Here is a 26,334-nt window from a genome sequence, read left to right on the forward strand (position 1 = left end):
TTGACCAAAACAACATTGTAGTATTTAAGCAAAAAGCTCAAGGAGATTGAATAAAAAAGGGTGTGTAATAGTGATTACATTTGAGTTTTGTACTTCTGAAGTACACGAGTTCAATGAAGATATGCAGGACATTTTATCCTCTGTAAGTATTGGGCAATATCTGGATCGTCCACGGGGCATTTTCTATGTTTTTAGACAAGATGGTAAAGTCGTAGGCACGGCTACCGAAAGCCAGGTTAGATATGGTGCTTCATTGACAAAAAAATGGTTTACCTTAGACAAGGATTTATTTATTAATGCGCGAGAATACTATCGTACTCATGAAAAGGAGAGAAATCAAAGCTTCTTAGTATTGGATGAGCATGATAAAGCGGTTGGCAGTATTCATTGGTATGTTAATCGTCATACAAGTGCTAGAGAGCCAAACGGACTTAGATGTGCAGATTTATGGGAGTATAATTTTTTAGGACATGATGTAAATGAATATCTATTACAGCGTGCATCCTGTTTTATCTTTACAAGGCTGGAAGAATATACGCATGCTATTGCTATGTATATTCTCAAAAATCATCCTGAATGGGAGGTTTGTTTTTTTGATAGGGATGCTGAATTGAATATTTGGGGAAAATATGCAGATAGAATAACACATTTGAAGGATTGGAGACAATTATCAAGTAAAAAACGCTGCATGCTGGTGACTTCCGAGACCTATAATATAGATTCCGTATCCTTCCCCGAGTTAGCTACGTTAGTATATAACTCTCAGAGTGTTATGTTCAGCATGATATGGGGCACGCATGTGACACATCCGGGAAATCTACATCCTTATGATAAGGTATTAATTCTTGATAATGATTTCACGCATGGTGGCCTCGTAGATATGATTAAGATTACATGTAGTTGTGCTTGGCAGGCAGAACAACAGGGCTATATTCCTGTCGCTGATTTATCGGCTCCTAACTGTATTCAGTATTGGGAAGAAGGGTTGAATGTTTGGGAGGAACTGTTCTACCCCTTAAATGAGTTGTCTCTGGATGAAGCAAATAAATGTCAGAACGTGTATCGTGCGAGTTTGGAAGAATCTAAATGGGATGTGGGTACAGGGGCGGTTAGTCCTTATTGGCGCGAAGCAAATATGCATACATACTGCTACGCTAATTTTTACGATGAAAGAATGGAGTATTTCAATAGAAAAACCAGACTCAACAAAAAAACATGGGATTATGTGCTGAATCATGCACCAGATTTTCTGAAAGCGCGTCTTGAAAAGGAAGCACGGCTAGAGTTAGAGGGAATACCTGGTCCGATAAAGCCTGACAGGGATGACAAACGGATTTTAGGTGTTAGTATTCGAGGTACGGATTATTCACCTGAGGCTAATAAACTTGCGGGGAGAAGAGTGGCTAATGCGAGCATGTCTGCTATGGTTGCTTATACGCGAAGCTTATTTGCAACTGGTGAATATAGCTATATTTTCTTAGCTACTGAAGATCAAAAATGTCTTGATGAGTTCCGCAAAGAATTTGGTAACGAACTGATCTATTTGGAACGTATACGCGTGTATCATAATTACAATAAAGATGGCTATCAAACGACCATGAATATGTTTAAAGAAGCCTCAGACTCACCGATTGATACAGCACGAATTTATACAACTGATTTGAAATGCATGGCTGTCTGTGATGATTTCCTTTCTTCAATGCTATCAGGTTCTTATTATCAAGTTGTTCGCTGGAGCAAAGGGAGATTCGGTTTATGTCATATTGTAAGGGATGGTGATATTACTCCTTTATCTGATCGTGTTGTGAGAGTCGATATAAAAAATATTGGGCAAAATATCAATAAGGTTCATGTAATGAATTTAGGAAAAGAAGACACTCTAAAAGTCGAAAACCCTGGTTGGTTTAATAATAATGATGGCGTAGGGTCCGTTGTAAGTATTGTTCATGATTGTTGCAAAGAAATGAAACTACATCTTAAGTGCTATGGTAATGGAGCATTAAACTTGACATGTCGTGCTATAGATTTTCATTTGCATAGCATTAGAAGATTGAAATTATGGGTTAAATATACTTCCATCATTATTAATGGTAAGGAATTGCTTTCTGAACCAGTAAATGTATGGCATGACAAGCCGTTCGTCTATAAAATTGATGTTCAGGACGGCGATGAATTAGATGTGGAGATACACTGGCAGGCATATGACTATACATCCCAAGAGATGTCCTTTCTTCTACAACAGATGCTTTGATATAACCAAAAACACTTTCTTTTATTTAGTAAAATTTATAGGTGATAAGATAAGTTAAAACGATAATCACTATATTATCTTCCAAGTGCAATAAATTTTAAATGGGATAATATAGTATTTGCTTCGTGTGAATCTGAATGATTTTTAAGGAGGTTTTACACTTGAAGGTAGTTCTCTTAGCCGGCGGTTTCGGCACCCGTATCAGCGAGGAGTCCCAGAGCCGTCCCAAGCCCATGATTGAGATAGATGGCAAGCCAATTCTTTGGCACATTATGAAAACATATCTCCATTATGGTTACAACGAATTCATCATTTGTGCTGGCTATCGTCAGGAATACATCAAAAACTATTTTGCCCATTACTTCCTGCAGACCAGCGATATCACCTTTGACTTCCGTGGCAGTGAAAACCATCGTGATATCCACACGGATAAATCTGAGCCATGGGAAGTAACGGTGGTGGATACGGGGCTTAATACCATGACTGGCGGGCGAATCAAGCGCATTGCTTCATATGTGGGCAATGAACCATTTATGCTTACCTATGGTGATGGTGTCAGCGATGTGCCTATTGATAAACTGCTAGAATTCCATAAAAGCCACGGAAAAATTTGCACCATGACGGCTGTAAAGCCCGAGGGGCGTTTCGGTATCCTGGATCTGGAGGGTGACAAGATAAAATCCTTCCGGGAAAAGAGTCGGCAGGATGTGGGCTATATCAATGGTGGCTTCATGGTACTGCAGCCGGAAATCTTTGACTACATCGAGGGAGATGGCACGACTTTTGAGAGGGAACCCCTGGAGCGCATAGCCGATGAAGGACAGCTTATGGCCTACAGGCATAACGGCTTCTGGCAGTGCATGGACACCCTTAGGGACAAGCAGAAGCTGGAGAAAATGTGGGCAGAGGGCAAGGCTCCCTGGAAAGTGTGGGATAAATGATGGATTTGTCATTTTATCGCGGCAAACGGATCCTCGTCACCGGCCACACGGGCTTCAAGGGAAGCTGGCTCTGTCAGATTCTGAAGCAGGCTGGGGCGGAGGTGACAGGGTATGCCTTGGAGCCTGTAACGGAACCGAACCTTTTTCAAATTGCAGGCGTTGCAGAAGGTATGACCAGCGTCATAGGGGATGTGCGTGACTTCGCGATTTTGCGGGATGTATTTGCCAAGGCGCAGCCGGAGATTGTGCTGCATCTGGCAGCCCAGCCCCTTGTTATCAAAAGCTACGAGGAGCCGGTGCTGACATACGAAACCAACGTCATGGGCACGGTGAATGTGCTGGAGTGTGTGCGGCAGACGGAAAGCGTAAAATCTTTCCTCAATGTCACCACGGACAAGGTCTATGAAAATAAGGAATGGGCCTGGGGCTATAGGGAAAATGAGCCTTTGGATGGCTATGACCCCTATTCCAACAGCAAAAGCTGCTCGGAACTGGTCACCCACTGCTATAAAAAGAGCTTTTTCACCGATGCCCGCTGTGCCATTTCCACCGCTAGGGCAGGCAATGTCATCGGTGGCGGGGATTTTTCCGCAAACCGTATCGTGCCAGACTGCATCCATGCCGCCTGTGCCGGGAACACCATTGAGGTGCGCAATCCCTATTCCACACGTCCATACCAGCATGTGCTGGAACCTCTCTTTGCTTACCTACTGATTGCCCAGGCCCAATATGAGGACAGCACATGTGCAGATTGGTACAACGTGGGCCCCGACGAATGCGATTGCGTTACCACCGGCGAGCTTGTGGATATTTTCTGCCGCCAGTGGGGAGATGGGGTCAATTGGCAAAACATCAGTGTAGAGGGGCCACATGAGGCCAACTTTCTGAAGCTTGATTGCTCCAAAATAAAAAGCCGCTTGAAGTGGCGGCCAAACTGGCATATTAAAGATGCCCTGCGGGAAACGGTGGCCTGGACCAAGGCTTGGCAACGTGGTGAAGACATGGCCAAAGTAATGGATAAGCAGATTGAAGATTTTTTAGGAGGATGCAATGAATAAGCAGGAAATGCATGACAAGATTCTGGCCATGGTGCGGGAGTATTGCGATACTTACCATAATCAGGATGTAGCATATAGGAAAGGGGATCGCATTCCCTATGCCTCTCGGGTCTATGACCATGAAGAAATGGAAAACCTCGTGGACAGCGCTCTGGAGTTCTGGCTTACCTCTGGCCGCTATGTGCTGGAGTTTGAAAAGGGCATGGCAGAATACCTGGGGACAAAGTATGTAGCTGTGGTAAACTCTGGTTCCTCTGCTAATCTTCTGGCCTTTATGACCCTGACATCTCCGCTTCTCAAAGACCGCCGCATCTGCCGGGGGGATGAGGTTATCACGGTGGCGGCAGGTTTCCCCACCACGGTCTCTCCTATTATCAACTACGGGGCAGTGCCGGTGTTTGTGGATGTGACCATACCCCAGTACAACCTTGATGTTACCATGCTTGAAGCAGCATTGTCCGCAAAGACCAAGGCGGTGATGATCGCCCATACCTTGGGCAACCCCTTCGATCTGCAGGCAGTAAAAGACTTCTGCGACAAGCACAACCTGTGGCTGATAGAAGATAACTGCGATGCGCTGGGTTCCCTTTACACCATCAACGGGGAGGAGAAGCTGACAGGCACCATCGGTGACTTGGGTACCTCCAGTTTCTACCCGCCCCATCATATGACCATGGGCCAGGGGGGAGCTGTCTACACCTCTAACCCTCTGTTGAACAAAATCATGCGCTCTTTCCGTGACTGGGGTCGTGACTGTGTCTGCGCCTCCGGCCAGGACAACTTCTGCGGCCATCGCTTTGATGGCCAGTACGGGGAACTGCCCAAAGGCTACGACCACAAATACGTCTATTCTCATTTTGGCCTGAACCTCAACATTACGGACATGCAGGCGGCGATAGGTGTGGCGCAGCTGAAAAAGTTCCCGCAGTTCGTGGAACGCCGTCGTTACAACTTTGACAGGTTGTACAAAGGTTTGCAGGAAGTCAGCGATAAGCTGATTCTGCCAGAGCCAGTGGAAAACAGCAAGCCAAGTTGGTTTGGCTTTATGATGACCTGCAACGGTGTAGCTCGGGATGAGATAGTGCCCTACATCGAAAGCAAGGGTGTGCAGACCAGAATGCTCTTTGCGGGAAACCTTATAAAGCACCCCTGCTTTGATGAAATGCGGAAAAGTGGTGAGGGATATCGCGTAGTGGGCGACCTGGCCAACACAGACCGCATTATGAGGGATACCTTTTGGGTTGGTGTTTATCCTGGCATGACGGATGAAAAGATAGACTATATGGCCAAGGCAATCAAAGAAGCTGTATGTCTGTAAGATATTTTCAAGGTCAGGATACTTCGAAAATTGATTCCAAATAGAGATGGCGGTCATATGATGAAAAAACGTATTTTGGTTACGGGAGCGACTGGATTTTTAGGTAGTCATTTGATAAAACGATTGCTTCGTGAGGGGCAGGAAGTTGTTATTCTGAAACGTAGCTTCTCAGACATTTCTCGCATTGCGAGAGAAATGAAGCAGCTAAAAGCCTACAATCTTGACGAGATTTCCAATGTAGCACAGGTGTTCCAAGAACAACATATAGATGTGGTGATTCATACAGCTACATGCTATGGGAGGAATAGGGAGACTGTTCAGCAGGTTTTTGAAACGAACATAGTGTTTCCTTTGTCATTGTTAGAAACAGCCACATTCTTTAATACGGATACATTCTTTAATACGGATACAATTTTATCAAAATATCTAAACTGGTACGCATTGTCAAAAAAACAGTTCTCTGAAATTGGAAAACAATTTGCACATGTTGGGAAAATAAAATATATAGATGTGGTTTTAGAGCATATGTATGGAGAAGGGGACAGTAATTCGAAATTTATTCCCTTTCTCTTGAAATCTTTGCAGGATAATGTACCAGAATTGAAGTTAACAGCAGGAGAACAGAAGCGAGATTTTATATACGTTGAAGATGTGATAGATGCATACTGGAAAATAATGATACAACAGGATAATGCAGAACCGTATCAACGCTACGAAGTCGGAACGGGAAAGCCAATACGTATAAAAGATCTTGCCTTGCAGGCTAAAAAAATCCTAGATAGCAAAACACAGCTGAATTTTGGCGCAATACCGTATCGAGAAGGGGAAATAATGGAGTCAAAGGCTGATATATTCAAGTTAAAAGATTTGGGATGGAGCCCAAGCATTGATATAGAAACAGGTATGTTGAAAATGGTTGAATTTATGAAAGATTGCTAAGTTAAGTGCGGACACAACATAGATGTGAATTAGAAAACCTCGGCAATCTAAATGAGAATTGGCAATCATCGGTATTGAGGTGATGTGAAATGCCCTTATACAATGTTGGAATACCGTAGCTTGAAAGTGTATGGAAAAATTGGCGCAGGATACCCAGCCCTGAAAAATCGAATTTTTTTTAGGGTTTTTGCTGCACATCTTGTACACGGCGGCTGCATCGTGTGCAGAATCAAGAATCAAAGCGGAAATATTCCAGTCAGAGAAAACGCCTTGATGCAGGCCAGTCCGTGCAGCATGGCAGGAAGGTCATGGCGGGAAGCACGCTCCAGGACAGGGAAGACAGGCAGTCAGTAGAAGAAATTTCTGGACGAATCCAAGCCCCAATTGGCATTGGGCTGGGAGAACCAGCGCTTGTGGCAGCACTTGTCTATGCCCTGCTTATGGCAGTCACAGGTCGAGTGGCTGCGCTCACGGTTTGAGACCACAACGGGAGTGCCGTCACCAGCCAGAACCAACTTCTTGGTATTCAGAAGACCTTTGTGCATTGAGCCGGCCAAGAAGATACGGCTGAAGATTTTACCGATGATGGAAAGCTTGCTCTTGAGGATGCCTCCTGCACCATGCCCATCGAAATATTTGATGATGGTGGCAGCATGATCTTTGTCGAAGGACGGAGACTTTTCACCATTGCCTTTACCTTTAGGCGGTTTTTTCCTGCGATAGCGCAGGTGAGGCAAGAAATTGTTGCAGCCTGGCCATAAGCGGTGGAAGAAGTCATAAAAAGAGGCGAAGGAAGGTGTATGGTCGGGTGAAAAGCCCGAAATTATGGCCAGAGACTCATCGGACCGCAGACGCTCGGCCCAGTCAACAAGGGAAGTAGACTTAAGGCAGATGGAAAGCAAGTAGGAACGCAGCATCGAGGAAGGGAGCCATGCAGGACGACCTTCCTCTGAGTAGAAAGGGGCGCATGATTTCGTCAATGGGTGAAAGATCAAAAGCCAGGAGCCTGGCTGTCAGCTTGCACTTCTTCTTGTCGAACCGCTTGAGGTGGCTGTTGTGAATGCGTTGGGAGAGGAGCTGCTTATAAGCAGTGTGGGAGCCGTCTTTAGGCAATCTCAGCATGATGTTCACTTTCTTTCCAAGTACTATTGTACATGTGAAACATCAAACTGAGATGGGTGATACTCATTCGCAACAGCTTTTGCTACAAATTGTGGGGGCACATTGAATATTATGCCATGGTTCGAGACTGGCAAATAAATGGCTTTGAGTTTTCTAATTTACATGGGTATAAGGGGGAGGACATAGCCAAACTGTTTTCTCTTTTAAGCACTTCGGTCAAAACGGACACTGTTCCTAAATCGTTGCAGCCTGCAATGCAACAAAGCGTTATCTGCTGGGGCGATGGATCGCCTCTCAGGGAATTCCTCTATGTGGATGATTTGGCTAACCTTTGCGTGTTTCTGATGAATAACTACAGCGGTGATGAGACGGTTAATGCCGGTACTGGTAAGGAGCTTTCCATAAAGGAATTGACTGAGCTGGTGGCAGAGGTTATCGGCTATGAAGGTGAGATTGCCTGGGATACAAGCAAGCCTAACGGCACTCCAAGAAAACTTCTTGACGTTTCCAAGGCTGAAAAGCTCGGTTGGAAATATAAGACAGAACTGCGGGACGGTATCAGGTTGGCCTATGAGGATTTCTTGCACAATCCTGTTAGGGCTGAGAGATAAAAATAATGAGTGACGGATTGATAAATGAAGTTTAGGAGGGGAGGAATCTGATGAGCAAATCTTGTTTTGGTGCTTACGATATAAGAGGCATTTACCCTGCTCAGGTCAATGAGCAGCTGGCCTATGGCATAGGCCGCGCCTTTCCTGCCTTGATAAAAGGAAAGAAAATAGCCGTGGGACGGGATGTGCGGCTTTTCGGGGCTTCTTTGCAGGAGGCTTTGGTTAGAGGCTTGATAGAGGCTGGTGCAGAGGTTGCGGATATTGGTGTGGTGGGCACGGAGATGATTTACTTTGCTGTGCCTCACCTGAATCTGGACGGCGGCATTATGATCACCGCCAGCCACAATCCCAAGGAATACAACGGCATGAAGTTCGTGGGGCGGGATTCAGTGCCCTTGTCCAAGGAACTATTCAAGGCCTTGGAAGTGCAGGTGAGGGAGGGAAACTTTCCGCCTGTGGAGAGCGGCGGTGTTCTGTGGTAGACGGATATACTGGCTGATTATGTGGAGGCCATGCTTTCTTATGTTGATTTGGGCAGCCTGAAGCCATATAAAGTAGTAGTGAATGCTGGCAATGGGGCGGCGGGGCCGGTGCTGGATGCAATGGAAAAACAGCTGCCCTTTGAACTGGTGAAACTGGGCTGCATTCCGGACGGGAATTTCCCTCAGGGTGTACCTAATCCCCTGTTGCCGGAGAATCAGGCGGCTACGGCAGAGGCAGTGAAGAAATACGGCGCAGACTTTGGCGTGGCCTGGGACGGAGACTTTGATAGATGCTTTATCTATGACGAGCAGGGCAGGTTCATTGACTCCTGCTATATGGTGGGCTTTCTGGCTCAGGCCTTCCTTGCCAGGGAAAAAGGGGCGGGGATAGTCTACGACCCCAGGGCGGTGTTCAACATAGAAGATGCCATTACCAGCGGTGGCGGCAGGTCCATTATTTCCAAAGGCGGCCATGTGTTCTTCAAACGGAAAATGCGGGAGACAGGCGCAGTATATGGAGGGGAAATGAGCGCCCACCATTACTTTCGGGACTTCCACTACTGCGACAGCGGCATGCTCCCATGGCTGCTGGTGGCGGAACTCCTCTCCAAGTCAGGAAAGAGGCTGTCACAGCTGCTAGATGAGCGGATAGAGCGGTTCCCTGTGTCCGGGGAGAGGAATCTGCAGATGGCGGATGCCCCGTCTGTGATGGAGAAGATTGAAAAAGTCTACAGTGGCGAAGGACAGGTTTCGAAAATTGACGGGCTTTCGGTAGATATGGGGAATTGGCGGTTCAATCTCCGAGCCTCAAATACAGAGCCTTTGCTGAGGCTGAATGTGGAGAGCCGGGGAGACAGACAGCTGTGCATAGTCAAAGTTGAACAACTAATTGGAAAGATTTTAGGTTGTGATTGATATGCAAAAATACAAATCCAAAGCCGGACATCAAAGAATCCAATACAGCCACAATGCGAGTTCGATGGCTGGGGGGGCTGCCACTATGGAATAACTTGGCTTCACGACTGGTGAAGCGTTGGAAAGAGGCCCGGGAAAGGGTAGTTGAGTAGGGGCTATTATGGTTTGGAAGAATAAGTTCCATGAACGGATCAACGAATTGTGGAAACGTGCCAAAGACCAAAACCACAAAATGACACAGGTGGAGTATGCCAAACGGCTGGGCGTAACAAGAAATACGCTCATGGGCTGGCTGCGTGGCTCCGGTCAGCCGGATACAGACGGCCTTGTCCGCATAGCCAGCATAGAGAACGTCAGCTTGTACTGGCTGCTGGGGGATGAACGTCATGAAGACAAAGATGAGCAGGTCATGCTTCAGCTTTTCAAAAGCCTTAGTTCGGAATACAAATCGCACCTGCTGTTTTTGGCGGAGAAATTTAAACAAGATAGCTAGGGCATGTTGCTTAATTCAGCGTTTCCTTAAAAAAAGAGCAGTGAGCAATTCCGCAAGGGGAGGCTCACTGCTCTTGTACGTTTTACTTTTCCAGGGTTATGCTGTCCACCTTTTGGCCGCTTACGGTGAAGCATTCCACTGACAGCTTTTCCGGGGTGACTGACAGAACCAGATAATTTGGTTCCGTAGGCTGTGAGATGGCAGCTATATCAAGCGGGTCGGCAGGCACCTGGTATTGCTGGTCGCCGGCAGGGCCGCTCATGATGCAGACGGGGCCTTTGTCTGAGGTCTGGAAGTTTGACAGCGGCCCCCGGCGGCGGTAGGTGTGCATGTGGCCCGTGAGGATAAGGTCAGCGCCGGTCTCTTCAAGGGCGGGCAGCAGGGCGCGGCCTGCATCGCTGAAGCCGTAGGCGCTGTCCTGCCCCGGCTGGTATTCATCGTAGGCCAGTACGTCCTTGTGCATGAGTACCACCCGCCAGGGCAGGTCTTTTTTTTCGCGCTCTTTCAGCCAGTTCAGCTGGGCATTCAGCAGGTGGTCTTTGCCGAAGAAGCCGTCCAGTTCCAGCATTTGGGTGTTCAGCACGATGAATTCCACGGGACCGTAAGTGAAGCTGTAGAAATAGCCGTGGAAGGTGGCCGTGCCATTGCCGGGGAAGGTGAAGGTGCTGAGATACTTCCTGGGCAGGCAGTTTTTCCAGTCCAAGCCGTAGCATTCATGATTGCCCATGATGGGGACGAAGGGGTGGTTTGCATAGGGCGCCATAGCAGAGAGAAAGCCTTCCCACTGCCATTCGGCTTCGCCATTGTCTGCCAGATCACCCAAGTCAGCAAAGAAGGCCGCTTCGGGACAGCGGCCCCAGCCGGCAGCCAAAGTGTCCTGCCATACCTCATAGGAGACGTTTGTGCATTGGGAGTCAGTGAAGATCAGGGCTTTGAAAGAAGCCGTAGCAGGAGGCTTGGTACCCGGGGGAAAGTAGGCTCCTGGCACGGGGGTATCCATGGGGCTGGCCATAGCCCTTTGCCAGCTGTGGGGCAGCAGGGGGAGAAGGCCCAGGGAGAGCATAACCTGTCCTGTTTTTTGCAAGAATGTTCTGCGGGTCATAAGAAAGCCTTCTTTCTTAGTTTTGTACCTTGGCAGCTTTTCGTTCGTAAATCCAGGCACCTGCAATCAGAACTACAGCGGCGATGATCACCAGAATCAGTCTGGTGGGGTCCTCCTGAGCTGTGATGGTGTCGTGGCCGATGATGGCCTCGATGCCCGTGGAGGGGAATTTGCCGATAAAAGAAGCTATCACATAGTCGCGCAGGGAAATGGCAGACAGGGCGCCTACGGCATTCAGGAGGGCTGAGGGCAGGTAAGGCACCATGCGGGCAATCAGCATGACCACGAAGCCCCGCTCCCCGCTGTACTTGTCGATATTTGAGAGGGATTTGTGCTTCTGGATGATTTTCTCGGCACTTTCCCGGAAGAAGAAGCGCAGCAAGAGGAAGCTGATGGTGACCCCCACGGTCTCTGCCACGCAGGACAGCACAATGCCGGGGATGATGCCGAAAATCAGGGTGTTGGCAGTGGAGAAGATGATGGCGGGAGGAAAGCCGATGGCATTGACGCAGAGGGTGAGCCAAAAGGCGAAGAAAACGGCCCAGGTGCCGAAGGATTGGATATATTCAGCTGTCTCCTGTATATCGCCCCGGCCCAGCAGAGCCAAAAGGTTGGGCAAAAACTCCGGGTCAGCCAGATGGATGGCGGCGAATTGAATGATGATGGCAAAGAGGGCGGCAAACTTCACCCACCCCATGGATTTCCTGATAGCCAAAGCCATTCCTCCTAATAAATTTGCTGGCTTAATTATAACGCCATTGTTCAGATTTTGTCGACAGACAAAATATACTAATTAGCGTTTTCCCACGGGGACTAGCTTCGCGTCGCACGAGGCACGAGTTATAACGCCATGATTCAGATTTTGTCGAGATGCACATTATTTAACAAAGTCTGGCTGAAAAAAGGGTGGGGGTGCTGTCAATTTCGCCCGGGCTGTGGTATTATATTAGGGTGTGTATGCAGGAAAGAGAATTTTGAGGAGAATGATCGAGGGTGAAGCAGGTAAAGGGCAGGGAATTGTCTGCTGGCCTGACCATGGTCGCGGCTCTGCTTACGAGCCTTATTACAGTGCCGGGCTTGCTTTTCCAGGCGGGCATGGACTTCACGGCAGCTTTTATGTCCATGGGAGCCGTGAGCATTGCGGCGTCTGCCTGGCTGGCCTACAAGGGGCTGCCCCTCATAGCCATGCCCTCGGTGCCTATGGTTGCCTGGCTGGCCTATGTGGTGATCATCTCCAAGGGCTGCAGCTGGCAGGAAGTGCTGGGACTTTCGGCGCTGGTTTCCTGTGCAGGTGTTGTCCTGTTCAGCTTTGCCCAAGGGCCAAGGCTGTTTTCTGCTGTTCCTGTGTGGCTTAGGAAGTCGCTGGTTATAGGACTGGGCCTGATGCTCATCATGCAGGGGCTGGTGCAGGGGCGCTTGCTCATTGCCTCTCCCTGGTCGGCTGTGATGCTGGGAAATCTTCAGGATCCGCTGGCCTGGTGGAGTTTCATGGGGCTGATAGTGGGTGCGGTGCTGCTGGCGGCCAGGTTTGACTGGGCGCTGGGGGCGGTCTTTCTGCTCATTGCGGGACTGACCTTTATGGAAGGCTTCTGGATTCTCCCTGCCACTCCGGGGCTTTTGCCTGAGGGGCTGGAAAAGGTCCTGGGGCAGGCTGCCTTTGGCGGCGATTGGGCCGGGGCACATACGTTGGACTTCTTTCTCATGGGGCTGGTCATGCTGCTGGCAGTGAGCTCGGAATCCTGGTGCCTATGGCAGGGAATGCCAAGGGAGGAAGGAAATCTGCGGCCTGTCCTCAGAGGACTGGCTGGCTTTAGCCTGATAGGAGCATTTCTGGGGTGCCTGCCCCTTTCTCTTTCACCGCTTTCAGCCGCAGGCTGGGAGTCAGGCGGCAGGAGAGGCAGAACGGCGGCTTTTGCCCTGTTGGCGCTGGCTGCCATTTGGTTCATGGAGCCGGTTATAGCAGAGCTGTCAAGCTTTCCTGCCATGACGGTGCCGCTTCTGGTCCTGCCAGGGGTGTTGCTCATCTGGCGGCAGCTGGAGGATTTCAGCCCTCACCGCCTGGCTTTTGAAGAGTTCCTGCCGGGACTCACAGCTGCTGTGATCATGGCGGTTTCCTTCAATGTGTCGGCCGGAGTGGGAGCGGGGCTGATTGCCCGTGCGCTGCTCTTTGCTGCCGCAGGCAGGAGCAGGGAATTGTGTCCTGCTGAAACAGGTCTGGCGATTCTCTTTGCCGTATATTTTCTGGTTATATATCTCTGATTCAAGAGAGAAATATATTTTTCCGCAAGTTCAAGGTAAAGTTTTTAGGGAGTGTTCTTTTCGTGAAAGTTTCGTTTTGGTACGGTAAAGCCATTGCTTGTTCACTGCTGGGAGTTCTGGCAGTTTCTGCCCCTGCTTCTGAGGTTTCTGCCCGTCATCACAGCAGCCCTGGGGAGACGAAGGTGCTGGACAGGCAGATTGCAAGTGATGTGAAAAGCATGACGGACAGGAAGGTGCAGGACGCCACCAGCCGTGGGGATTTTCAGGCCCGCATCCACGCCATTCTGGAGCAGAATGAGAAGGAAAAAAAGGCACAGCAGGAAAGCTTCAATGTGCGGCAGACGCTTTCTGCTGATGACGATGAGATTCTGGGCACGCCGCTGGCCAGCCAGCAGCAGTGCGTGAATTACCTTCTGAGCGTGAATCCCCGTCCGGCAATTTCTGTTTCTCCCGAAACGCTGGTTTCGTACTATTACGAAGAGGGAGCCCGTGAGGGTGTGCGCCCCGATGTGGCTTTTGCCCAGGCACTGAAGGAAACCGGCTTTTTCCGCTATGGCGGCACGGTAACCGCTGACCAGAACAACTATTGCGGTCTGGGCACTACCAGCGCCGAAGTGAAGGGGGCCTACTTCCCTTCCTCCCAGCTGGGCGTGCGTGCCCATATCCAGCATCTGCTCGCTTATGCCTCTACCAGGAAGCCCGTGGAAGCGGTGGTGGATCCCCGTTACCAGCTGGTGCGTTCCTCCTATGGCAAGCGTACTCTGGGCCGTTGGGAAGATTTGAACGGCCGCTGGGCAGTCCCTGGCTATTCTTACGGCCAGAGTATTCTCTCCATGTTCAAGGACATGCTGCGCAAGTAAATTTCAGCCCGTATGGGTGTAGATAAAGAAAAGGATGAATAACAGCCAATGATTACAACCAACAATGTGAGTCTGCAGTTCGGCAAGCGCGTGCTTTACAAAGATGTGAACCTGAAGTTCACTCCGGGCAACTGCTATGGCATCATCGGTGCCAACGGTGCGGGCAAGTCCACCTTCCTGAAGCTTCTCTCCGGTGACATCGAGCCTACTGGCGGCAACATCGAGATTACTCCGGGTGAGCGCCTGTCTGTGCTGAAGCAGGACCATTATGCCTTTGATGAATTTGAGGTGCTGCGCACGGTCATGATGGGCAACAAGCGTCTGGTGGAAATCATGGACGAGAAGGATGCCCTCTATGCCAAGCCGGATTTCTCCGATGAGGACGGTATGAAGGCGTCCGAGCTGGAAGCCGAGTTCGCGGAGATGAACGGCTGGGATGCCGAGTCCGAGGCTGCCCGCCTGCTGAACGGTCTGGGCATTCCCGAGAATGAGCACACCATGCAGATGGCAGAGCTCACTGCCAAGGAGAAGGTGCGTGTGCTGCTGGCCCAGGCTCTCTTCGGCAATCCCGATATCCTGCTGCTGGACGAGCCTACCAACCACCTGGATGTGGAGTCCATCAACTGGCTGGAGGACTTCCTGGCTGGCTTTGAGAACACGGTCATCGTGGTTTCCCATGACCGTCATTTCCTGAACCAGGTCTGCACCTATATCTGTGATGTGGACTTCGGGGAAATCAAGCAGTATGCCGGCAACTACGACTTCTGGTATGAGTCCAGCCAGCTGGCTCTGCAGATGGCCAAGGATGCCAACAAGAAGAAGGAAGAGAAGATCAAGGAGCTGCAGACCTTTATCCAGCGGTTTGCAGCCAACGCTGCCAAGTCCAAGCAGGCTACTTCCCGCAAGAAGATGCTGGACAAGATCACCCTGGACGACATCAAGCCGTCCTCCCGCCGCTATCCCTACATTGCCTTCACTCCCGATCGTGAGGCTGGCGACCAGCTGCTGACGGTGGAGGGCATTTCCAAGACTGTGGATGGGGAGCAGGTGCTGAAGAATGTGAGCTTCACCCTGAAGCGCGGCGACAAGGTGGCCTTTGTGGGTCCCAACAGCATCGGCAAGACCATGCTCTTCAAGATTCTCATGGGCGAGGAGGAGCCGGACGAGGGTTCCTTCAAGTGGGGTATCACCACCACCCAGGCATATCTGCCTGCTGACAACTCCGCTTACTTTGACGATATCGACCTGAACCTGGTGGACTGGCTGCGCCAGTACAGCAAGGACCCGGATGAGACCTTCGTACGCGGCTTCCTGGGCCGTATGCTCTTCTCCGGCGAGGAAAGCCAGAAGAAGGCGCAGGTGCTCTCCGGCGGCGAGCGGGTGCGCTGCATGCTGTCCCGCATGATGCTCTCCGGTGCCAATGTGCTGCTCTTGGACGAGCCTACCAACCATCTGGATCTGGAATCCATTACGGCCCTCAACAACGGCCTCATGGACTTCAAGGGCACGGAGCTCTTCGTGTCCCACGACCATCAGTTCGTCCAGACCATTGCCAACCGCATCATCGACATCACTCCCGATGGGGTGGTGGACCGCGTCACCACTTATGACGAGTTCCTTGCCAATGAAACGGTGAAGCAGCAGCTGGCAGAGAAATACGGCAAGAAGTAAGACTTTAGCAGCTAAATTTTCTAAGAACCGGAGGCGTGGCAATGCTCAAGAGATTTTTCCAGGGGCGTGTAGAGGATACCAGTACCACGACGCGCCTCAAGGAAATGGTGAACGTCTTGCGCAAGCGGGAAGTCATGGGGGGCATGACCCCCGAGAAGCTGCGGGCAGTGCTGGAGGATCTGGGGCCCACTTTCGTGAAGCTGGGCCAGGTCATGAGCATGCGTCCCGACTTCCTGCCTCCCGAATACTGCGAGGAGCTCATGAAGCTCCAGACAGAGGCGCTGCCTTTGCCTTTTGAAACCATTACCGAGGTCATAGAGCAGGAGTACAACTGCCGCTGGCAGAAGGTCTTCAGCTACATTGACGAAAAGGCTCTGGGGTCTGCCAGCATTGCCCAGGTTCATCGCGGAACTCTGGTGAGCGGCGAAAAGGTGGCCATCAAGGTCCAGCGTCCCGGCATCTATGAGATCATGAGCCAGGACATTGTGCTGCTGAAGCGGGCTGCTACCCTGGTGAAGGTCATCAGCGGTGCCCAGGAAGTGGTGGATTTCGGCCAGGTGCTGGATGAGATGTGGCTCATTGCCCAGCAGGAAATGGATTTCCTCATGGAAGCTTCCCACATAGAAGAATTCACTCATTTGAACAGCGACAATGAGTATATTTCCTGCCCCAAGGTCTACAAGAACCTTTCCACCCAGCATATCCTGGTGATGGAATTCGTGGAAGGCATCTGCATGGATGACCTGGAAGGGCTGAAGGCCCGGGGCTACGATGTGAGCATCCTGGGCCGCAGGCTGGGGGAGAATTACGTCAAGCAGATCATTGAAGACGGGTACTTCCACGCCGACCCTCACCCGGGCAATATCTGGATACGCAACAGCCGCATCGTGTGGCTGGATCTGGGCATGATGGGACGTCTTTCCACCAAGGACAGGCTGGCTATCCGCAAGGCCGTCATAGCCCTGGCCCGCCACGATACCTTTGAGATGAAGGAGGCTGTCCTGCAGCTGGGGGTGGCCAAGGGGCGCATCAACCACACTGCTCTCTATCAGGACATTGATGCCCTGTTGGGGCAGTACAGCAGCCTTGATTTCAGCTCTTTGCAGATGGGGGTGCTGACACGGCAGATTATCAATATCCTGCGGGTGCATCATCTGGCCTGTCCTCAGGGGCTGGCCATGTTTGCCCGTGGGGTGCTGACCATCGAGGGAGTCATGCGGCTTTGCTGCCCCAAGGTGAGCTTTGTGGAAATCTTCGCCAAGAGCCTGGCGGTGGATTTCAAGAAGAATTTCAACTGGCATGATGAATTTGACAAGGCGAAGCGGCAGGGGCTGCAGCTTCTGCAAAAATCCGTGCAGCTGCCGGAGCAGATCTCGGATATCCTGAAGATGACCATGAGCGGCCAGACCAAGGTGAACCTTGATGTGACTGGCTCAGAGGAGCCTCTCAGGCGGCTGGACCAGATGATCAACAAGCTGATCCTGGCCCTGCTCTGTGCAGCTATCCTGCTGGCCTCCAGCACCATCTGCACTACCAATATGACGCCTAAGATAATGGAGATACCTCTCCTGGGGCTGGCTGGCTATTTCCTGGCCTTCATCCTGAGTCTCAGGCTGATCTGGGATATCCACAAAGGCAGCAAGGGTCTGTAAACAAGTATGGAAGGGAAGGTGAGGCCATGGCAATGCGTGGCCTGCGGGGAGCGACAACTGCTCCTGTTGATGACAAGGAAGCAATCTGGCATGCCGCCAAAGTCCTGATGGAGGAACTCCTGAAGAAGAATGATATTTCTGCGGAGGCTATCGGGGCGGCTATCTTTTCCATGACGGAAGATCTGACGGCGGCATTCCCTTCCACGGGGGTGCGGAGCCTGCCGGGCTTTGACCTGGTGCCGCTCTTTGATGCACGCCAGTGTGCCATTGAGGGCAGCCTCCCAAGGTGCATCAGGGTGCTCCTGCTCATAGACACTGACAAGGGTCAGCAAGAGCTCTGCCATGTTTATCAGGAAGGCGCAGTAGCCCTGCGTCCTGATCTGGCGAAATAAGCGTAAAAAGTTTTTTGATATTGATACTCGGAGGGGGACACCCCTCTGAGATTGATATGTATAATATTCTATCTTTTAAGTATTTTTAGTTTTAGGAGGAGATTTACCTTGGCTAATCTCGACACCACCTGCGTCAATGCAATCCGTGTGCTGGCAGCTGATGCTGTGCAGAGGGCAAATTCCGGTCACCCGGGCCTGCCTCTGGGCAGCGCTGCCATGGCTTATGAGCTGTGGGCAAAGCACATGAATCATAACGGCAAGAACCCCAAGTGGGCCAATCGTGACCGTTTCATCCTGTCTGGCGGCCATGGCTCCACGCTGCTCTACTCCCTGCTGCATTTCTTCGGCTACGGCCTCACCATGGAGGATATGCGCAACTTCCGTCAGGACGGCTCTTTGACTCCGGGCCATCCCGAGTATGGCCATACCGTAGGCGTTGAAGCTACCACCGGTCCTCTGGGTGCTGGCATGGGCATGGCTGTGGGCATGGCTATGGCTGAGGCACATCTGTCTGCCAAGTTCAACAAGCCCGGCTTCCCCGTGGTTGACCACTACACCTTTGTGCTGGGCGGCGACGGCTGCATGATGGAGGGCATCTCCTCCGAGGCTTTCTCCCTGGCTGGCACCCTGGGCCTGTCCAAGCTGATTGTGCTCTATGATAGCAACAACATCTCCATCGAGGGTTCCACGGATATCGCCTTCACTGAGAATGTCCAGGCACGCATGGCTGCTTTCGGCTTCCAGACCATCACTGTGGAAGACGGCAATGACCTTGAAGCCATCGGCAAGGCCATCGAGGAGGCCAAGGCTGACAAGGAGCATCCTTCCTTCATTACCGTGAAGACTCAGATCGGCTATGGCTGCCCCGCCAAGCAGGGCAAGGCCAGCGCTCACGGCGAGCCCCTGGGCGATGAGAACGTGAAGGCTCTGAAGGAAACTCTTGGCTGGCCTGAGCCGGACAAGACCTTCAACATTCCCCAGGAGGTCTATGATCACTACAAGGAAGTGGCAAAGAAGGGCGAGGAGGCTGAGGCTGCCTGGAACAAGCTCTTCGCTGACTACTGCGCCAAGTTCCCCGAGATGAAGGAGCTTTGGGATAAGTTCCACGCACCGGTGGATGCTATGTCCCTGCTGAACGACAAGGATTTCTGGGCTGTGGAAGACAAGCCGGTGGCTACCCGCGCTTGCTCCGGCACCATGATCAACCGCCTGAAGGACCTGCTGCCCAACCTCATCGGCGGCAGCGCTGACCTGGCTCCTTCCAACAAGACGGAAATGAAGGGCGCCGGCGACTTTGCCAAGGGCAGCTACGATGGACGCAACCTGCACTTCGGTGTCCGTGAGTTCGCCATGGCAGCCATTGCCAACGGCATCACCCTCCACGGCGGCCTGCGCACCTATATCGGCACCTTCTTCGTGTTCAGCGATTACACCAAGCCCATGATGCGCCTGGCAGCTCTGATGAACATCCCTGTGACCTATGTCTTCACCCACGACAGCATCGGCGTAGGCGAGGATGGCCCCACCCATGAGCCCATCGAGCAGCTGGCTATGTTGCGCTCCCTGCCCAACGTGAATGTGTTCCGTCCCGCTGATATGGCTGAGACCGCTGCCGGCTGGTGCCTGGCTGTCACCGCCGAGAGCACTCCCACGGCTCTGGTGCTGACCCGTCAGAACCTGCCCCAGCTGGCTGGCTCCGGCAAGGCAGCTCTCCGCGGCGCTTACGTCATTTCCGAGGCCAAGAACCCCGAGAAGATGGACGGCATCCTCATCGCTACCGGCTCCGAGGTCAGCCTGGCCATCGATGCTCAGGCAGAGCTTGCCAAGGACAACATCGACGTCCGCGTGGTTTCCATGCCCTGCATGGATCTCTTCGAGCAGCAGACTCCCAGCTACAAGGAGGAAATCCTGCCCAAGGCTGTGCGCGCCCGCGTGGCCGTGGAGGCTCTCTCCGACTTCGGCTGGGGCCGCTATGTAGGCCTGGACGGCGCTACTGTCTGCATGCACGGCTTCGGCGCTTCCGCTCCTGCTAACCTGCTCTTCGAGAAGTTCGGCTTCACCAAGGAGCATGTGGCTGATGTGATGAAGGAAGTATTGAAGAAGTAAGATAAAGATTAATACTCAAGGCTCCGAGGCTTTATAGCTTCGGGGCTTTTTTTAACTACGTTATGACAAAGAAAATCTTCTTGTTGAAACGCCATTAGGTATATTTTGCCTATAGCAAAATTTGAACAGTTGCGTTATAATGGAAAAAGTTTTTTGTAAGCAACTTATTTAGGAGGAGTTAGACTTTGGATTTAAGTATCATAGAGCTTGTCAAGGTAGTCATCCTCGGCGTCGTGGAGGGCCTGACGGAGTGGCTGCCGGTGTCCAGCACGGGCCACATGATCCTGGTGGATGAGTTCATCAAGCTGGATGTGGATAAGAAGTTCATGGATATGTTCCTGGTGGTGATCCAGCTGGGGGCAATCCTGGCGGTAGTGGTGCTGAACTTTGAACGGCTGAATCCCTTTTCTTCCTGGAAGACCAGGCAGGAGAAGCGTGAGACCATCGACCTGTGGATGAAGGTGGTTGTGGCCTGCGTGCCCGCCGCTGTCATCGGCCTGGCTTTCAATGACTACATGGAAGAGCATTTCATGAATGCCCCTGTGGTGGCCTTTACCCTGATCTTTTACGGCGTGCTCTTCATTGTCATCGAGAATTACAACAAGCGCCGCCGTCCCCGGGTGAACAGGCTGGAACGCCTTGATTACAAGACGGCGCTGATCATCGGCATGTTCCAGGTGCTTTCCCTGGTGCCGGGCACCAGCCGCAGCGGTTCCACCATCATCGGCGGCATCCTCTTTGGTACCAGCCGCTATGTGGCCACGGAGTTCACTTTCTTCCTGGCCATTCCCGTGATGTTCGGGGCCAGCTTCCTGAAGCTGGTGAAGTTCGGCTTTCACTATACCGGTGCAGAAATGCTGATCTTGGTGCTGGGCATGGCCACGGCCTTCGTGGTGTCCATCGCTTCCATCAAGTTCCTGCTTCAGTATATCAAGACCAATGACTTCAAGGCCTTTGGCTGGTACCGCATTGCCCTTGGCATTGTAGTGCTGGCGTACCTGTTCCTGGTGGGGGATCCTACCGCAGACAATATTTGATGTGTTTTTGACAGTTGGGGGTATATCCTTCAACTGTCAGTTTGTTTAGGAGGAAATCATGAAAGTTATCGTAGGCCTTGGCAATCCCGGCCGGGAGTATGCCCAGACCAAGCATAATGTGGGCTTCATGCTGTTGGATGCCCTGGCAGAAAAAATGGGCATTACCGATTGGCAGTCAAAGTTTGATGCCCTGATTGCCGAGGGGCGCATGGGTACGGAGAAAATCCTGCTGGTGAAGCCCCAGACCTATATGAACGAAAGCGGCAGGGCAGTAGGCCCCTTGATGAACTGGTACAAGCTCATGCCGGAACAGCTTATTGTGGCCCACGACGATATGGATATCCCCGCTGGTACCATTCGCATCCGCAAGAAGGGCAGTGCCGGGGGGCACAATGGCATCAAGTCTGTACTTGCCCATCTGGGGGATGAAAATTTCAGCCGGGTGAGGATTGGCATCGGCAGGCCTCTGCCCGGCTGGACGGTGATAAACCATGTGCTGGCGCCCTTCCAGGAGGAAGATGTGCCGAAGATCAAGGAAGCTATCCAGTACCTGCTGCCTGCGGTGGAGTGCATAGTCACAGAGGATACTGACAAGGCCATGAACCTTTACAATCCCAAGAAGGTGAAGAAGCAGAAGCAAAAGGCTGAGCCGGAGAAGCAGGAAAGCAAGGAAGCACAGGAAGGGGGAGCAGCATGAGTGATATCATCACGGCGGTGTACGCTGACGAGGAAGGAAATATCCTGGATGCACCGGGACTGAGGGGCATGGGGCGTACTGGCAGCACCAATGTGGAGCTGAAGCCTGAGGATTTGATACCTCTGCCGGAGAGTGCTGACCTGATGCTCCTGCCCGGCCATCAGGCCGTGGGCATGACGGCTGAAGGGGAAGTGCTGCCCATTGCGGGACAGGCGGTGTCTGCCATCCTGCCTGCAGGCTTCACCCGCCTGTTCCTGCCCGCGTACGAGAGGGAAGAGGGGGCAGAGCGCCTGCCCCTCTATGGCTATACAGCGGTGGTGGTTTACAAGGATGAGCTTTACTGCGCCGCCTTCTACACCGATGAAAATGATAAGTGGGACCCGGTGCATTACAATACGGCAGAGCTTAAGAAACTGGTGAAGCGCACCAAAAAGGACCTGCCCAACAATCGCATTGTGGAGCAGGTGGCAGGGTGCTCCCTCAACTGGCACTGCTGTACTGCCCAGAATCTTTTCTACCGTCGCTGGGAGTGCGGCATTCCCACCTCTCCTGTATGCAATGCCAACTGCTTTGGCTGCATTTCCCTGCAGCCTGCAGAGTGCTGCCCTTCTCCCCAGAGCCGCATCACCTTCCGGCCTACCCCGGAGGAGATAGCAGAGGTAGGCATCTACCACCTGACAGTGGCCCCGGACGGCATCATCAGCTTCGGCCAGGGCTGTGAGGGAGAGCCCAGCCTGGCAGCAGATAATATCGCTGCAGGCATCAAGCTGATTCGCGCCAAGACCACCAAGGGTCAGATCAATATGAATTCCAACGTAGGCTGGACTGAGGGCGTGAAGAAAATCATTGATGCAGGCCTCGACAGCCTGCGGGTTTCCATCATCAGCGCCCGCCCCGAAGGCTACGATGCCTACTACCGGGCCAGCTACCATCTGGAAAATGTCAAGGAGTCCATTGCCTACGCTCTGGAGAAGGGCGTCTATGTCTCCCTGAATCTCCTCTACTTCCCCGGCTACAACGACAGGGAAGAGGAACTGGCCGCCTGGCAGGAGTTCTTCCGTGAGCTGCCAGTGCAGATGATACAGGTGAGGAACCTCAACATAGACCCGGACGCTTTCCTGGCTATCATGCCTGAGGCCAAAGGCAAGGCTGTGGGTACCAGGAAATTCCTGGAAACCCTCAAAGCCGAGTTCCCCCAGCTGGTTATTGGCAGCTTCAGTCATTACGTGGAAGGTTAAGACAGGTTATCATGAAATATGAAAGCAGGCGCACAGCTGCCTTTTAGAGGCGGCGTGCGCCTGCTTTCATTATGTGCACAGGTTGACGAAGTTAATACTGCGTGTTAAAATAAAATATTTTTATTATTTTGCTTTTTTGGAAAGCGTGTGTTATAATGTAAACAGGCTAGCGATGAACTGCTTTTCGGGGAGGTGGTTGTTTGTTGCATGTAGGTGACAAGGTGGTCTACCCGATGCACGGCGCGGGGGTTATTGCAGGCATTGAGAATTGCGAGGTCCTCGGCGAAGGAAAATCTTATTATGTCCTCCAAATGCCATTAGGCAACATGAAAGTGATGATTCCAACCGATAATGTGGACAACATCGGTCTGCGAGACATTATTTCAGAGGATAAGGTAGGTGAGGTCAAAGACGTGCTGGAGGACAAGCCGGAGAAGGCCTCAGGCAGCTGGAACAGACGTTTCCACGCGAACCTCGACCGCATGAAAACCGGCAATATCTGTGATGTGGCCGCAGTGGCACGCAACCTCATACTGCAAGACCGCCAGCGCAAAGTATCAAGCGGCGAACGCCGCCTGATGGATCTAGCCAGGCAAATCCTCATCAGCGAACTCGTTTATGCTTGTGACAAGACACCAGATGAAGTAGAGGGCTGGGTGGACGACATCTTGGATAAGAACGTCTACACGCATTGAATCTTTGGACAAAGTCAGACAGACCTGCTATACTTATAGAGATGGTCTGTCTGACTTTTTCTCATTTTTAGATGGATTTATCAATTCCTCACTGAAAGGAGGTGAGAAGATGCTAGACAGGGTACTCAGGTTCTTCATTGTGTCTTTCCTGGCTATAGCAGGCGGGGCGCTGTTTCATCTTTTGGCTCCCGTTCTGACGGATTTTCTAAGCACAGAGGTACTGAAGACTGACTTGGGAATCTTCAAGCTGACGCTGGCAAGTCTCCTGTGCCTGCTCACAGGTGCTATTCTGGGCGGCATCATAGGTTTCCTGTTCTCTCCGTACCTTATCCGGCAGCTCAAAAGGTTTTCTACCTGGGTGGAGCAGCAGCTTAGCAAGATGCCCATCCACGATGTGATTGCCGGGGCTGTGGGACTTTCTATCGGACTCATTATTGCTAATCTCCTAGGTTATTCCTTTGCCAAGATTCCCCTTATCGGTGATTATATCCCGGTAATCTTCAGCATTGTGCTGGGCTATCTTGGCATCCATATCACCATCAAAAAGCGTCAGGAACTGGCGGGGCTTTTCGACTTCTTCCCCAAGCTCTTGAAGGAGCTGGCCAAGAACCGGGAGGCCAAGCAAAATGCTGCCAAGCCTGCAGCAGTGCCGGCAGAGCTGCCAGCGGGCAAGGATTACAAGCTCCTTGACACCTCTGTCATCATTGACGGCCGCATTGCCGATATCTGTGAAACCGGCTTCATTGAAGGAACGCTGCTGATTCCCGTGTTTGTGCTGGAGGAACTGCAGCATATTGCCGATTCCGCTGACCAGCTCAAGCGGGTGCGGGGACGCCGGGGATTGGATATCCTGGCCAAGATTCGCGGCGAGTCCAAGAAGCTCAAGGTAGAGGTCACCAATGTGGACTATGATGACATCACAGAGGTGGACTCCAAGCTGGTGCGTCTGGGGCAGGAAGTGGGCGGCAAGATCATCACCAACGACTTCAACCTGAACAAGGTAGCCCAGCTCAGAGGCGTGGAGGTGCTCAATATCAACGAGCTCTCCAATGCCGTGAAGCCTGTGGTCATTCCCGGGGAGACGATGGTGGTTTCCATCGTGAAATCCGGCAAGGAGCAGGGCCAAGGAGTGGCCTACCTGGATGATGGCACCATGATTGTGGTGGAAAATGGCCAGCGCCATATAGGTGAGACTTTGGAAGTGGAGGTCACTTCCGCCCTTCAGACGGCGGCAGGTCGCATGATTTTTGCCAAACCTAAACATTGATTTTTCTCAAGGTTAGTTAGGGGCTGTCCATGGGACAGCCCCTTTTTAAGGAGTTACTATGGTAAGTGTGATTTTTCCCGCTGCGGGACAGGGCTCCCGTATGAAGGCGGGCAAGAACAAGGTGTTGCTGGAACTTGGCGGCAAGCCCATTCTCCTGCGCACGCTGGAGAGTTTTTCCCGCCTGGACGAGGTGAGGGAGCTGATTGTGGTTACTGGCCGTCAGGAGATGGAGGAAGTGAGGGCCATCCTGGAAGGGGCCAGGGGCTTGAAGCCCTGGCAGCTGGTGGAAGGCAGCACAGAGCGGCAGTATTCCATCAGGAACGGCCTGAACTGCGTGTCTGAGGAGGCAGGTCTGGTGCTGGTGCATGATGCGGCCCGCCCTCTGATTACCGCTGAGGTCATCAGACGTGTTATAGAGGGTGCGAAGGAGTTCGGCGGGGCCATTGCTGCCGTGCCGGAGAAGAACACGGTGAAAATCGTAGATGATAACGGGCTGGTGGTCAGCACCCCGCCCCGCAAGTCCCTCTGGGCTGTGCAGACCCCCCAGGGATTCAGGAAGGACATACTGCTGGAGGCTAACGACAGAGCTGAAGCGGAGGGGTTCCTGGGCACAGATGATGCCAGTCTGGTGGAAAGGCTGGGCAGGCCTGTCAAGGTGGTGGAGGGGGACTACCGCAATATCAAGCTCACTACCCCTGAGGATATGGTGACGGCAGAAGCATTTCTGCAGCAGATGAAGGAGGAAGAATAGATGACGCGTTTTGGCATGGGCTATGATGTGCATAAGCTGGTTGAAGGCAGGAAGCTGATCCTGGGCGGCGTGGAAGTGCCCCATACCCTGGGGCTCCTGGGCCACTCCGATGCAGATGTGCTCCTTCACGCTATCAGCGATGCTCTCTTAGGGGCGGCGGCTTTAGGAGACATTGGCCGCCATTTCCCGGATACCGACCCCAAGTATAAAGGGGCAGACAGCATGAAACTGCTGGCTCACGTGGTGGAGCTGATAAAGGAAAAGGGCTACAAGGTGGGCAATGTAGATGCCACCATTGTAGCCCAGAGACCAAAGCTCAAGGATTATATTCAGACTATGAACGATAATATTGCCCGCGTGCTGGAAGTGGAGCCTGACCAGGTGAATGTCAAGGCCACTACTGAGGAAAAGCTTGGCTTCACCGGCACGGAACAGGGGATTTCTGCTTACGCTGTGGCAGGATTGGAGAAAGCCTGA

At 51.9% G+C, this 26,334-nt stretch carries 24 protein-coding genes and 1 pseudogene; 21 read left to right on the forward strand and 4 right to left on the reverse strand.

Translation table 11 applies throughout. The features are described 5' to 3' along the window. Window positions 1-70 precede the first annotated feature (70 nt). From P159_RS0108330 to P159_RS0108350, 5 genes are all read left to right on the forward strand, one after another. Entirely contained in the window at window positions 71-2,251 is a 2,181-nt protein-coding gene (locus P159_RS0108330) for a hypothetical protein (protein ID WP_185753678.1), read from the forward strand. A 161-nt stretch (window positions 2,252-2,412) separates the two neighbouring features. After that, window positions 2,413-3,192: a glucose-1-phosphate cytidylyltransferase gene (gene rfbF / locus P159_RS0108335; RefSeq protein WP_029543134.1), complete on the forward strand. Its 780-nt coding sequence runs from the start codon at window positions 2,413-2,415 to the stop codon at window positions 3,190-3,192. Then, window positions 3,189-4,250 carry a CDP-glucose 4,6-dehydratase gene (gene rfbG, locus P159_RS0108340; RefSeq protein WP_029543136.1) on the forward strand — a complete coding sequence of 354 codons (1,062 nt, stop codon included), beginning with the start codon at window positions 3,189-3,191 and terminating at the stop codon, window positions 4,248-4,250. Before rfbF ends, rfbG begins: the two co-directional genes overlap by 4 nt. Continuing rightward, on the forward strand, window positions 4,243-5,568 hold the full coding sequence (rfbH, locus tag P159_RS0108345) for a lipopolysaccharide biosynthesis protein RfbH (protein ID WP_029543138.1): 1,326 nt from the start codon (window positions 4,243-4,245) through the stop codon (window positions 5,566-5,568). The genes rfbG and rfbH overlap by 8 nt, the downstream gene beginning before the upstream one ends. Window positions 5,569-5,625: 57 nt before the next feature. Then, on the forward strand, window positions 5,626-6,507 hold the full coding sequence (locus P159_RS0108350) for an NAD-dependent epimerase/dehydratase (RefSeq protein ID WP_318253546.1): 882 nt from the start codon (window positions 5,626-5,628) through the stop codon (window positions 6,505-6,507). Window positions 6,508-6,854: 347 nt separating this feature from the next. Here P159_RS0108350 and P159_RS18595 read toward each other — a convergent pair whose 3' ends face one another. After that, window positions 6,855-7,424, reverse strand: a complete 570-nt coding sequence (locus P159_RS18595) for a hypothetical protein (protein WP_051650247.1) — start codon at window positions 7,422-7,424, stop codon at window positions 6,855-6,857. Continuing rightward, on the reverse strand, window positions 7,390-7,629 hold the full coding sequence (locus P159_RS19360; RefSeq protein WP_051650248.1) for a hypothetical protein: 240 nt from the start codon (window positions 7,627-7,629) through the stop codon (window positions 7,390-7,392). Before P159_RS19360 ends, P159_RS18595 begins: the two co-directional genes overlap by 35 nt. Before the next feature lie 254 nt (window positions 7,630-7,883). Between P159_RS19360 and P159_RS18600 the strand changes: the two genes are divergently transcribed. The 3 genes and pseudogenes from P159_RS18600 (at window position 7,884) to P159_RS0108370 (ending at window position 10,130) form a co-directional block, all read left to right on the forward strand. Beyond that, window positions 7,884-8,240, forward strand: a complete 357-nt coding sequence (locus P159_RS18600) for an NAD-dependent epimerase/dehydratase family protein (RefSeq protein ID WP_349254357.1) — start codon at window positions 7,884-7,886, stop codon at window positions 8,238-8,240. A gap of 50 nt (window positions 8,241-8,290) precedes the next feature. Continuing rightward, a pseudogene (locus P159_RS18605) lies at window positions 8,291-9,637 on the forward strand (phosphomannomutase/phosphoglucomutase). Window positions 9,638-9,797: 160 nt separating this feature from the next. Further along, window positions 9,798-10,130: a helix-turn-helix transcriptional regulator gene (locus tag P159_RS0108370; RefSeq protein WP_051650249.1), complete on the forward strand. Its 333-nt coding sequence runs from the start codon at window positions 9,798-9,800 to the stop codon at window positions 10,128-10,130. 82 nt (window positions 10,131-10,212) lie between these two features. Here the strand turns inward: P159_RS0108370 and P159_RS0108375 are convergent, their stop codons facing one another. Together P159_RS0108375 and P159_RS0108380 are read right to left on the reverse strand one after the other, a co-directional pair. Next, window positions 10,213-11,232: a metallophosphoesterase gene (locus P159_RS0108375; RefSeq protein WP_051650250.1), complete on the reverse strand. Its 1,020-nt coding sequence runs from the start codon at window positions 11,230-11,232 to the stop codon at window positions 10,213-10,215. 16 nt (window positions 11,233-11,248) lie between these two features. After that, window positions 11,249-11,929 carry a TVP38/TMEM64 family protein gene (locus P159_RS0108380; protein WP_029543146.1) on the reverse strand — a complete coding sequence of 227 codons (681 nt, stop codon included), beginning with the start codon at window positions 11,927-11,929 and terminating at the stop codon, window positions 11,249-11,251. Window positions 11,930-12,225: 296 nt separating this feature from the next. Between P159_RS0108380 and P159_RS0108385 the strand changes: the two genes are divergently transcribed. The 13 genes from P159_RS0108385 (at window position 12,226) to ispF (ending at window position 26,334) form a co-directional block, all read left to right on the forward strand. Continuing rightward, window positions 12,226-13,491 (forward strand): hypothetical protein, encoded by a 1,266-nt coding sequence (locus P159_RS0108385; protein WP_029543148.1) that lies wholly within the window; start codon window positions 12,226-12,228, stop codon window positions 13,489-13,491. 218 nt (window positions 13,492-13,709) lie between these two features. Next, complete coding sequence (locus P159_RS0108390; RefSeq protein WP_080706056.1) at window positions 13,710-14,351, forward strand: glucosaminidase domain-containing protein; 642 nt, start codon at window positions 13,710-13,712, stop codon at window positions 14,349-14,351. A gap of 48 nt (window positions 14,352-14,399) precedes the next feature. Then, entirely contained in the window at window positions 14,400-16,022 is a 1,623-nt protein-coding gene (locus P159_RS0108395; RefSeq protein ID WP_029543152.1) for an ATP-binding cassette domain-containing protein, read from the forward strand. Between the two features lie 41 nt (window positions 16,023-16,063). Then, on the forward strand, window positions 16,064-17,674 hold the full coding sequence (locus tag P159_RS0108400; protein ID WP_029543153.1) for an AarF/UbiB family protein: 1,611 nt from the start codon (window positions 16,064-16,066) through the stop codon (window positions 17,672-17,674). Between the two features lie 32 nt (window positions 17,675-17,706). Further along, a complete protein-coding gene (gene aroH / locus P159_RS0108405; RefSeq protein WP_029543156.1) occupies window positions 17,707-18,066 on the forward strand; it encodes a chorismate mutase in 360 nt (119 codons plus the stop codon). Window positions 18,067-18,174: 108 nt separating this feature from the next. Beyond that, complete coding sequence (gene tkt, locus P159_RS0108410) at window positions 18,175-20,172, forward strand: transketolase (protein WP_029543158.1); 1,998 nt, start codon at window positions 18,175-18,177, stop codon at window positions 20,170-20,172. 185 nt (window positions 20,173-20,357) lie between these two features. Next, window positions 20,358-21,209 (forward strand): undecaprenyl-diphosphate phosphatase, encoded by an 852-nt coding sequence (locus P159_RS0108415; protein ID WP_029543160.1) that lies wholly within the window; start codon window positions 20,358-20,360, stop codon window positions 21,207-21,209. A gap of 58 nt (window positions 21,210-21,267) precedes the next feature. After that, window positions 21,268-21,906 carry an aminoacyl-tRNA hydrolase gene (pth, locus tag P159_RS0108420; RefSeq protein ID WP_029543162.1) on the forward strand — a complete coding sequence of 213 codons (639 nt, stop codon included), beginning with the start codon at window positions 21,268-21,270 and terminating at the stop codon, window positions 21,904-21,906. Then, window positions 21,903-23,144, forward strand: a complete 1,242-nt coding sequence (locus P159_RS0108425) for a radical SAM protein (protein ID WP_029543164.1) — start codon at window positions 21,903-21,905, stop codon at window positions 23,142-23,144. The genes pth and P159_RS0108425 overlap by 4 nt, the downstream gene beginning before the upstream one ends. A 200-nt stretch (window positions 23,145-23,344) precedes the next feature. After that, on the forward strand, window positions 23,345-23,839 hold the full coding sequence (locus P159_RS0108430; protein WP_029543166.1) for a CarD family transcriptional regulator: 495 nt from the start codon (window positions 23,345-23,347) through the stop codon (window positions 23,837-23,839). A 109-nt stretch (window positions 23,840-23,948) separates the two neighbouring features. Then, a complete protein-coding gene (locus tag P159_RS0108435) occupies window positions 23,949-25,106 on the forward strand; it encodes a PIN/TRAM domain-containing protein (protein WP_029543167.1) in 1,158 nt (385 codons plus the stop codon). Between the two features lie 58 nt (window positions 25,107-25,164). Then, the gene (gene ispD, locus P159_RS0108440; protein WP_029543169.1) at window positions 25,165-25,857 is read left to right on the forward strand and encodes a 2-C-methyl-D-erythritol 4-phosphate cytidylyltransferase; all 693 of its coding nucleotides are present in this window, start codon (window positions 25,165-25,167) and stop codon (window positions 25,855-25,857) included. Next, window positions 25,858-26,334: a 2-C-methyl-D-erythritol 2,4-cyclodiphosphate synthase gene (ispF, locus tag P159_RS0108445; protein WP_029543171.1), complete on the forward strand. Its 477-nt coding sequence runs from the start codon at window positions 25,858-25,860 to the stop codon at window positions 26,332-26,334. It begins immediately after the preceding gene.

This window comes from Selenomonas sp. AB3002 (genome assembly GCF_000702545.1).
Lineage (GTDB): Bacteria > Bacillota > Negativicutes > Selenomonadales > Selenomonadaceae > Selenomonas_B > Selenomonas_B ruminantium_A.

Excerpts from the sequence above, each read along its gene's own strand:
- P159_RS0108380 (WP_029543146.1), bottom strand. The coding sequence starts at position 11,929 with ATGGGGTGGGTGAAGTTTGCCGCCCTCTTTGCCATCATCATTCAATTC.
- ispF (WP_029543171.1), top strand. The coding sequence starts at position 25,858 with ATGACGCGTTTTGGCATGGGCTATGATGTGCATAAGCTGGTTGAAGGC.
- pth (WP_029543162.1), top strand. The coding sequence starts at position 21,268 with ATGAAAGTTATCGTAGGCCTTGGCAATCCCGGCCGGGAGTATGCCCAG.
- P159_RS0108435 (WP_029543167.1), top strand. The coding sequence starts at position 23,949 with ATGCTAGACAGGGTACTCAGGTTCTTCATTGTGTCTTTCCTGGCTATA.
- P159_RS0108390 (WP_080706056.1), top strand. The coding sequence starts at position 13,710 with ATGACGGACAGGAAGGTGCAGGACGCCACCAGCCGTGGGGATTTTCAG.
- P159_RS0108400 (WP_029543153.1), top strand. The coding sequence starts at position 16,064 with ATGCTCAAGAGATTTTTCCAGGGGCGTGTAGAGGATACCAGTACCACG.
- P159_RS0108375 (WP_051650250.1), bottom strand. The coding sequence starts at position 11,232 with ATGACCCGCAGAACATTCTTGCAAAAAACAGGACAGGTTATGCTCTCC.
- ispD (WP_029543169.1), top strand. The coding sequence starts at position 25,165 with ATGGTAAGTGTGATTTTTCCCGCTGCGGGACAGGGCTCCCGTATGAAG.
- aroH (WP_029543156.1), top strand. The coding sequence starts at position 17,707 with ATGCGTGGCCTGCGGGGAGCGACAACTGCTCCTGTTGATGACAAGGAA.
- P159_RS0108370 (WP_051650249.1), top strand. The coding sequence starts at position 9,798 with ATGGTTTGGAAGAATAAGTTCCATGAACGGATCAACGAATTGTGGAAA.
- P159_RS18595 (WP_051650247.1), bottom strand. The coding sequence starts at position 7,424 with ATGCTGCGTTCCTACTTGCTTTCCATCTGCCTTAAGTCTACTTCCCTT.
- P159_RS0108395 (WP_029543152.1), top strand. The coding sequence starts at position 14,400 with ATGATTACAACCAACAATGTGAGTCTGCAGTTCGGCAAGCGCGTGCTT.
- P159_RS19360 (WP_051650248.1), bottom strand. The coding sequence starts at position 7,629 with ATGCTGAGATTGCCTAAAGACGGCTCCCACACTGCTTATAAGCAGCTC.
- rfbH (WP_029543138.1), top strand. The coding sequence starts at position 4,243 with ATGAATAAGCAGGAAATGCATGACAAGATTCTGGCCATGGTGCGGGAG.
- P159_RS18600 (WP_349254357.1), top strand. The coding sequence starts at position 7,884 with ATGCAACAAAGCGTTATCTGCTGGGGCGATGGATCGCCTCTCAGGGAA.
- rfbG (WP_029543136.1), top strand. The coding sequence starts at position 3,189 with ATGATGGATTTGTCATTTTATCGCGGCAAACGGATCCTCGTCACCGGC.
- P159_RS0108425 (WP_029543164.1), top strand. The coding sequence starts at position 21,903 with ATGAGTGATATCATCACGGCGGTGTACGCTGACGAGGAAGGAAATATC.
- P159_RS0108350 (WP_318253546.1), top strand. The coding sequence starts at position 5,626 with ATGATGAAAAAACGTATTTTGGTTACGGGAGCGACTGGATTTTTAGGT.